The organism is Chamaesiphon sp. VAR_69_metabat_338, assembly GCF_031423935.1.
GTDB lineage: Bacteria > Cyanobacteriota > Cyanobacteriia > Cyanobacteriales > Chamaesiphonaceae > Chamaesiphon.
Map to the genome: position 1 here is coordinate 1 of NZ_JANPGM010000001.1, position 8191 is coordinate 8191.

Annotated in this window: 9 protein-coding genes; 5 read left to right on the forward strand and 4 right to left on the reverse strand. The window is 47.8% G+C overall.

Annotated features, from left to right (window positions below; all coding sequences use genetic code 11):
• Window positions 1-191: 191 nt before the first annotated feature.
• From pdxH to RMO84_RS00020, 4 genes are all read right to left on the reverse strand, one after another.
• Window positions 192-830 (reverse strand): pyridoxamine 5'-phosphate oxidase, encoded by a 639-nt coding sequence (gene pdxH, locus RMO84_RS00005; protein WP_310486353.1) that lies wholly within the window; start codon window positions 828-830, stop codon window positions 192-194.
• A gap of 125 nt (window positions 831-955) precedes the next feature.
• Window positions 956-1186 carry a Nif11-like leader peptide family natural product precursor gene (locus tag RMO84_RS00010; RefSeq protein ID WP_310486354.1) on the reverse strand — a complete coding sequence of 77 codons (231 nt, stop codon included), beginning with the start codon at window positions 1184-1186 and terminating at the stop codon, window positions 956-958.
• Window positions 1187-1240: 54 nt separating this feature from the next.
• Window positions 1241-1786: a hypothetical protein gene (locus tag RMO84_RS00015; RefSeq protein ID WP_310486355.1), complete on the reverse strand. Its 546-nt coding sequence runs from the start codon at window positions 1784-1786 to the stop codon at window positions 1241-1243.
• Window positions 1787-1943: 157 nt separating this feature from the next.
• Complete coding sequence (locus tag RMO84_RS00020) at window positions 1944-2360, reverse strand: hypothetical protein (protein ID WP_310486356.1); 417 nt, start codon at window positions 2358-2360, stop codon at window positions 1944-1946.
• Window positions 2361-2744: 384 nt separating this feature from the next.
• On the opposite strand from RMO84_RS00020, the gene RMO84_RS00025 reads away from it, so the two are divergent.
• The 5 genes from RMO84_RS00025 to RMO84_RS00045 all read left to right on the forward strand — a co-directional run.
• The gene (locus tag RMO84_RS00025) at window positions 2745-3809 is read left to right on the forward strand and encodes an aldo/keto reductase (protein ID WP_310486357.1); all 1065 of its coding nucleotides are present in this window, start codon (window positions 2745-2747) and stop codon (window positions 3807-3809) included.
• A 218-nt stretch (window positions 3810-4027) separates the two neighbouring features.
• Entirely contained in the window at window positions 4028-4330 is a 303-nt protein-coding gene (locus RMO84_RS00030; RefSeq protein WP_310486358.1) for a hypothetical protein, read from the forward strand.
• Window positions 4331-4351: 21 nt separating this feature from the next.
• Window positions 4352-5965: an FAD-dependent oxidoreductase gene (locus tag RMO84_RS00035; RefSeq protein ID WP_310486359.1), complete on the forward strand. Its 1614-nt coding sequence runs from the start codon at window positions 4352-4354 to the stop codon at window positions 5963-5965.
• A gap of 297 nt (window positions 5966-6262) precedes the next feature.
• On the forward strand, window positions 6263-6715 hold the full coding sequence (locus RMO84_RS00040; protein WP_310486361.1) for a transcriptional repressor: 453 nt from the start codon (window positions 6263-6265) through the stop codon (window positions 6713-6715).
• 198 nt (window positions 6716-6913) lie between these two features.
• The coding region (locus tag RMO84_RS00045; protein WP_310486360.1) for an MFS transporter at window positions 6914-8191 on the forward strand (1278 nt) is incomplete at its 3' end.

An 8191-nucleotide genomic window follows, 5' to 3' on the forward strand; every position in this document is an offset into this window, starting at 1 on the left:
ACTGTTCGGGTTCCCCGACAGTGTAGCGCACCAAGCGGGGGACTTTAATTCTGGTTCCCCCCTTTTTAAGGGGGGCTAGGGGGGATCTTCCAGGGTTGACGAGTGATAATCCATACTTTCCGAACATCCTCTAAAACCTAAAGCCTAAAGCCTAAAGCCTAAAACCTAAAACCTAAAACCTAAAACCTAATTCAAGGTGCTAACCTGTCAATCTGCCAATTTCCTGCTACCAATTGATAGCGGATTCTGTCGTGCAGCCGACTGGGACGACCTTGCCAAAACTCGATCTCTTGGGGGATAACCCGCACGCCGCCCCAATGTGGTGGCTTGGGAATCTCGCGATCTTGGTAGGCGATTTCGAGTTGGTGCAAGCTTTGTTCGAGGACGGATCGATCGTCAATAATCGTACTTTGCTCGGAAGCCCAAGCTCCTAACTGACTGCTAACTGGACGGCTGTGAAAATAGTTAGTGGCTTCTGCCTCGGCGACGAATTCGATGCGACCTTCGATGCGGACTTGCCGCTCTAAATCGCCCCATAAGAAGACTAACGCCGCATAAGGACAATGCTGTAATTCGATCCCTTTTTGACTGTTGTAATTTGTATAAAAGACAAATCCCCGCTCGTCAAAAGCTTTGAGCAATACGATCCGAGCGGAAGGTTTGCCCTCAGCTGTAATGGTGGCTACGGTCATTGCATTGGGTTCTAAGATGTCCGCAGCAATGGCTTGATCGAACCATAGTTGAAATTGGTCGAAAGGATTGGCAACGACATCTGATTCTAGCAATCCAGCCTGAGTATAGTTTTTGCGTAAGTCAGCAATTTTAGTCATATGGGGAGGTATACGCAGCAATGGACGCTGGCATTCGGGTTCACGATTGGGGAAACTTGTTAGTTCGAGGCAATACTAGCATATCGTTTCCCACTCCCCCTCATCTGGCTATCTCATTCAGAGCATTAAGTCAATTGCTGTCGTGGCGAGACACCCGGATTGACGGCTTGAGCCAAGTCTTCATTTGACTCTTGGGTTAATGCTGCTTGGAGTTCTTCAGGGTTCAAATCGTAGCCATGTTCTTTAGCAATTTTACTGCAAACCTCAATGTCACCGGCTGCGGCAGCAAGTTGCTCTTTCAAGCTTGAATCTTGTTGAATAGCAGTTTGAAATCGAGTTACTTTTTCTTCTGTCATGATTTTTGGTGAATGTTGAGGAGCATAAATTAACGATCGATAGGATCTAGAGTGTTACATCCGATCGATAACCAGCCATTCGCGGACATCTGCTTCTTTAAGAATGGATTCGGCACGACCGATGTCAATTTCGGTACCTTTGAGGACGACTAGATAGTTGCCTTGTTCCGACAGCTCGCTGTAGTGTTTGGCTTGCTCTGGGGGTAGAGTAATCCCGATCTCATTACTGAGTAATCCCCCCGATACTGCTCCATAAAACGCACCAGCAGCCATCCCCACTAGGACTACTGCACCGCTAAAGGCTGGAAATGCAAGGGTCGTCAGTCCAGCAACCAAGCCACCGGCAACACTACCGATCGCACTAGCACCCGCCGCACTATGTTCGATTCGATCGAGCGGTCGATCGCGAGTGGCATCTGCTGGCGATTCCACGACAGGATCGGTTAACTTAGCCACAGGTGTCTTTGCTGCCTGAGCCTGGGGATCGACAATGGAGATGTTGTTCATGGAAAAACCACTCGCTTGCAGTTGACTCATGGCGGATTCCAGTCGATCTCGCTCTGAAAACACACCTACTGCATTCTTACGTGCTGATGCCATCTTAATTTCTTCTATATTTGAAAGTCAGATCCTCATTCTAAAATCAAAGTTTTTTTATCTGCTCTATCAAACTGAAGATTAGACTGGAGCGATTTCTACGCCTTTTGTTTTACCAGGCAGTATGACATGGTGACAATCGTCGAAACATTGCCGTGCTTTAATCGACAAATATGTTGGTTGTCGCGTCCAGATAAGCATCGTTTAGCATGTCCACAAGCTCTGCTTCCGCTAATTCTAATGTTGTCAGTGCTAGCGCAATCGCGATTTTCATCAGTTCGTCTTTCGATCGGCCTAAGTTATGTCGGCGCACGAGCTGACTTGGATAACCATAATTGACCTCAGCATATTCATCCCAATGGGGTTGCAAAAACTCCTCGAATATTTCCGGTGTCGATCGAGCTACGAGATCGCCTGATGCTACCTCTAGGTCAAGTTTTTCCAAGCGTTCGGGAGTGCGATGCTCTTGTGGAACTGCTCCGCCGACGCGATAAAGATATTTATAGTGTTCTTCGTACATGGGGTTGCTACCTCTACTGCCACTCATTCGCACGAAGGATGGCTCGGAAGATGTCACATCTTCTACCTGCCTGCAACCTTCGCTCTGTTTTACCGAACTCGAACATCCGATCGATGCCCGCTCGCCAGTAACATTACCAACACTTCACGATGGATCGGTGCAGGGCAATACGACTTTAGCGGCTCGATCGACCCCAATCATACGGTTTAAATATGAGGATATCGTGAGGTCGCGCTCTACTCACAAAGTTTTTTGCCAACATTGTCGAGTTAATCTAGACCGATCTGCTGCGTGCTGGGGAATCGATCGACCATCCCTCATTGGACAGATGCGATGGTTAAATAACCTACCTAAAATTTAAAAGTTGCCACTGGCTATAACTCAGACTGCTGTGCTGGCGACAACTGTATCGTCATCATTCCAATCTCGATCGAAACATTCATGGATATTAGCAGAAGAGATTTGCTCAAGACAACTGCAACTTCCGGGCTAATTGCCGCTGGAATAGCCGCATCCGAAGGAATTTTCCAACCCTTGTTAGCACAAGATGCGGCTACCGCAGATGAGCTACTCGCTCTGGCTGCCCCCACCGCTACCAAAAAAGGCGAGATGCTCTATCGGACGCTAGGACGCACGGGACAACAAGTTTCCGCGATCGGGTTGGGCGGTTTTCATCTTGGCAAAATTAAGGAAGAGCAAGATAGCATCAAGTTAATCCGCACGGCAATCGATCGGGGCATCAATTTCATGGACAATTCTTGGGACTACCATAATGGCCGCAGCGAACGCTGGATGGGCAAAGCACTCAAGAATGGCTATCGCCAAAAAGTCTTTTTGATGACTAAGCTCGACGGACGTACCAAAGCCGCAGCGACGATGCAAATCGATGAATCTTTAAAAGCATTGCAAACCGATTATATCGATTTGATGCAGCATCACGAGATCTTGCGCTTTGAAGATCCCGATCGAATCTTTGCTACGGGTGGAGCGATGGAAGCCGTTATTGCCGCTCAAAAAGCTGGCAAAGTTCGCTACATCGGTTTTACTGGGCACAAAAATCCGCTCGTCCACCTGCAAATGCTCCAAGTGGCCGCCCAAAATAAGTTCCGCTTCGATACCGTCCAAATGCCACTCAACGTCATGGACGCTCATTTCCGCAGCTTTGAAAAGCAAGTTTTACCCGTCTTGGTAAAAAACCAAATCGGTACCATCGGCATGAAATCGATGGGCGATCCTTATATTCTCCGCAGCAATACTGTCACCCCGATCGAATGTCTCCACTACTCGCTGAATCTGCCCACTTCGACGGTAGTTACGGGAATCGATAGTATGCAACTCCTCGACCAAGCATTTGAAGCCGTACGCACCTTTAAGCCACTGACTCAGGCACAAGTGACTGCTTTACTCAATCGGACGCGGACGGCAGCAATTAACGGCAAATACGAGCTGTATAAAACGACCAGTCAGTTCGATAGTACCGCCCAAAATCCAGCTTATTTGGGTTAGTTTAAATTTAGAGTTCATGCCCTAGTAACGCTCTCCAATCTTAGCTATAACTATCGGGTAATCTTGGCATGACAATCGTCACGATTCACGCTCTGTCTTTAGGCGGATAAATTCATTGGAATGAAAGATTAAGCTGGAATTAAGCATTTGATGAATGCTTGTAAAAGCTCACGTCAATATCCACAGTTTGATTCTTCTTTCTAGCTAAAGATTATTTCATGAACAAGCTAATTTTGCTTTCCCTAGTTTGCACTGGATTTGTAGCGACAATGCCCTTGAAGGCAAGTGCGCTGACAACACAACAAGTCGATCGCCAGAGCGATCCAATCACACTCGCTCAGTTTCGCCGTAACGATCGACAGTTCAATGTCTACTATCGCAATCGCGGCGATCGATCGTGGATTTTGGAAAATTCTTATTACAATCGGCGCGAAGCCAATCGGGCAGCACGACGACTGGAACGACGCGGCTATAATACCTACGTTCAATTAAGTCGCGAAGTTAATCGCCGTAACGGTTAATCCCCATAAAATTACGTAATTATGTCCCAAACAGAAGCGGTTGTCGCTCAATTTCATGAGTTACAAGATGGCCAAAAACGTCAAGTAACTGTCGGCGACACCGACATTCTGCTGATTCGGCGCGATGAAACGATTTATGCGATCGGTGCCTATTGTACGCACAATCGCGCACCGTTGGAGCAAGGCGTTCTGCATGGCGATTGTATCGTCTGCCCGTGGCACAATGCCTACTTCGATATTACCACTGGCGATCTGCACCAGCCACCAGGATTAGATTCACTCGATCGCTATCCAGTCCGCATTGACGGCGATGACATCATCGTAACGGTTCCCGAGTCCGCATCCGGTCATCGCGTGCCAGACATGGCACAATTCGATCCAGAGCGCGACAACCGGACATTTGTCATCTTAGGAGCTGGGGCGGCTGGCACTCATGCCGCTGAAACCTTGCGAGTGGCTGGCTATCAAGGACGAATTGTGATGATTACCCGCGAGGATAAGTTGCCATACGATCGCACGACTTTGAGCAAAAATTATTTCACAGGTAAACTTAAAGCCGACCAAATCTTGATGCGATCGGCTGATTTTTATCAGCAACACAATATTGAACTTCGACTCAATTGTGTGGTGACAAATGTAGATATCAAGACCAAAACTATCGTCCTAGCCACTAACGAAACGCTTACCTATAATTCTTTACTAATTGCTACTGGCACTCAGCCGCGCCACTTAGCAGTACCCGGTGCAGCTTTCCCCAATATCTTCACGCTGCGCAGCTTCAATGATAGCGATCGCATCTTGGCTGCTGCCGCACATGCTCGGCAAGCTGTAGTTATCGGTTCGAGTTTTATCGGCATGGAAGTTGCTGCCGGACTTACGCAAAGAGGGATTAAAGTTACTGTTGTTTCGCCAGATTCTTTACCCTTCGAGCAAATTTTAGGCACGCAAATCGGCGAGCTTTTCTACAAAGTTCATGCGGAAAACGGCGTCACCTTTAAAATGGGTCGCAAGGTAACTCAAATTGAAGGGGAAAGTACCGCCCAAACTGTCATTTTGAATAATGGCGATCGATTAGCTGCCGATCTGGTTGTTGTGGGTATTGGCGTCCAACCTGTCACCGATTTCATTACCGGCATCGAACTCAATCCTCAAGATCGCAGTATTCCCGTCGATGAGTATCTATGCGCTGCGGAAAACGTCTATGCTGCTGGCGATATCGCGCGGTTTCCCGACTGGCGCACCGCCGCATCGATGCGAGTCGAGCATTGGCGTATTGCCGCCCAACACGGACGGATTGCTGCTTTTAATATGGCTGGACAACCTACCGCATTTCGCGGCGTGCCGGTGTTTTGGAGTATGCAATATCAGTTCCCAATTCGCTATGTCGGACATGCGACTGAGTGGGATGAAGTAATTATCGATGGGAGTTTAGACGATCGACAATTCATTGCTTTTTATATTAAAGACAATCGTGTCTTAGCTGCCGCCAGCAGCAAACGCGACACCGAAACTGCCGCGATCGCTGAGTTATTACGAATCGATAAAATGCCCGCTGCAAACAAGCTGCGACAAGGACAATTCGATCGGATTTATCCAGGTTTATTAGGCGATCTGGCGATACCTGCTGAAGCGTAAATATTTCACATGTCTGCTATTTTGCTACGTAATATAGCAACTACTCTGACAAACCCGACTTCTCCAAAAAGTTGGGTTTGTAGCTTTACTAATGCAATAATTACTATCGATCGCGATATCGATGTTTGAGCTATTCAAGAGCAGCAAAGTCGATCGCGTTTGTAGATCCGCGATTTGGAGACGGTAAGCCTGCACCAGCATTAGCCAAAAGAGATGATTCTCAATAAAGCTTGCTTCTTGCAAATAGATCCCAAGTCCGATATCATGAGAGATAACGATCGATAGTAGGTGATGAGCATGTCATTCTATACAGCAGACTCTCTCAAAGCTGAATTACACGAAAGAGGCTGGCGACTGACGCCCCAGCGAGAAATCATCCTCGATATTTTCCAAAATTTAGCTGCAGGTAAGCACCTGAGTGCTGAAGATTTGTACGAATTACTCAAAAAAGAAGGGCATGATATCAGCCTCTCCACAATCTATCGCACCGTCAAATTGATGGCGCGAATGGGCATTTTGCGCGAGCTAGAGTTGGCTGAAGATCATAAGCATTATGAAATCAATCAGCCCTATCACCATCACCACCATCTGATCTGCGTCCGCTGCAATCAAACGATCGAATTTAAAAACGAATCAGTATTAAAAATTGGCGATAAAACTTCTAAAAAAGAAGGCTATCATTTGCTCGATTGTCAATTAACAATTCATGCAGTTTGTCCGAGCTGTCAGCGATCGATTTTACCAGTGTAGATGGGAAATATAGCTGTACCGTCGGTATACTTGAGATATTCTGCAAAAGTTAACCGTTGGCGTAGCCTCTCGTTTAGAGAATCGAGTGAGCTAGTCATAGCAGATCTTCAGCAACTAGCTACGACCATCATCACACCGCAGATCGCCTACCATAGTAGTATGAGCATTAGCGTACTCGATCGATAATCCGTCCCGAAAATGCCGAAAATTGGCTTTCCAACTAGTCTCAAAAATTCGATTTTCAGACGACTTTACCTCGCCCAAACAGTCAGTTTGTTGGGTGATGCTCTGACTTGGTTGGGATTGGCATTATTGGCGTTTGAACTAGCTGGTAAAGCTGCGCCGATCGTCTTGGCAGGGGCATTAACGCTCAGAGTAACCGCGTTTACCTTGCTATCGCCATTAGCAGGCGCGATTGCAGATCGGTACGATCGACGGCCAATTTTAATGGCGACGCATTTAGGTCGGATGCTGTTGGTGTGTCTGTTGCCCTTCGTTCAGAGTATCTGGCAAATCTACGCTTTGGTGTTAGGTTTAAATATTTTCAATGCCTTTTTTGCGCCCACATATCAGGCGACGATTCCCTTAGTTACTGGTGAGGCTGACTATCCGCAAGCGATCGCTTTATCCGGCACGACTTATCAGATCTTGGGCGTATTTGGCCCTGGAATTGCGGGGGTATTGGCACTGTTTGTCGGCGCGCGGGAGTTGTTTTTTTGGGATGGTTTGAGTTTTGCGATCGCGGCAGTTCTGATCGCCACGTTGCCGAGTAATTTACGATCGCCTCAAACCGAATCGTCACCGAGATCGATCGGCTCGATTGGAGCTGATATTCGCGCAGGGACGGCAAAATTATGGCATGATGCCCCGATTCGCTATGGCTTGATGATGCAATTAGTCGCTTCGATCGCGGGTGCCCAGATTTTGGTAAATACTGTCGGCTATGTGCGCGGTACGCTCCAGCAAACGGCGGTGGAATATGGTTGGGTAATGATGGGGTTTGGTTTAGGTGCCACCTTGGGGGCGATGGCGATCGGGATTTTTCCGCAGTGGCGATCGCAAACGGGCGCGCTGATGGCTGGCGGGTTATTAATTACCGCTGCATTACTCGGGGCAAATTATGCCGGATTGGCTCCTTTAATTGGCTTATGGTCGATCGCTGGATTTGGGCAGAGTTTGATTAATCTATCAGTTCAAACCCTAATTGCCGATCGCACACCCACAGAGTTCCAGGGACGCGTCTATGGTGCGCATTTTGCCTGGAGTCATCTCTGGTGGGCGGGGGCTTACCCCTTGGCGGGATGGTTGGGGACGACTTTCCCCGATCGGACTTTTCTCTACGGTAGTCTGATTGGCTTGGCTTTATTCACGATCGTGCGGTTGTTGCTATCGCCCGATCGATTTGCCCATACTCATGCCGAATTTTGGCATACCCACGCGCACAGCGACGATTTACACCAGCACGGACATCCAGCA

Excerpts from the sequence above, each read along its gene's own strand:
- pdxH (WP_310486353.1), bottom strand. The coding sequence starts at position 830 with ATGACTAAAATTGCTGACTTACGCAAAAACTATACTCAGGCTGGATTG.
- RMO84_RS00010 (WP_310486354.1), bottom strand. The coding sequence starts at position 1,186 with ATGACAGAAGAAAAAGTAACTCGATTTCAAACTGCTATTCAACAAGAT.
- RMO84_RS00015 (WP_310486355.1), bottom strand. The coding sequence starts at position 1,786 with ATGGCATCAGCACGTAAGAATGCAGTAGGTGTGTTTTCAGAGCGAGAT.
- RMO84_RS00025 (WP_310486357.1), top strand. The coding sequence starts at position 2,745 with ATGGATATTAGCAGAAGAGATTTGCTCAAGACAACTGCAACTTCCGGG.
- RMO84_RS00030 (WP_310486358.1), top strand. The coding sequence starts at position 4,028 with ATGAACAAGCTAATTTTGCTTTCCCTAGTTTGCACTGGATTTGTAGCG.
- RMO84_RS00035 (WP_310486359.1), top strand. The coding sequence starts at position 4,352 with ATGTCCCAAACAGAAGCGGTTGTCGCTCAATTTCATGAGTTACAAGAT.
- RMO84_RS00040 (WP_310486361.1), top strand. The coding sequence starts at position 6,263 with ATGTCATTCTATACAGCAGACTCTCTCAAAGCTGAATTACACGAAAGA.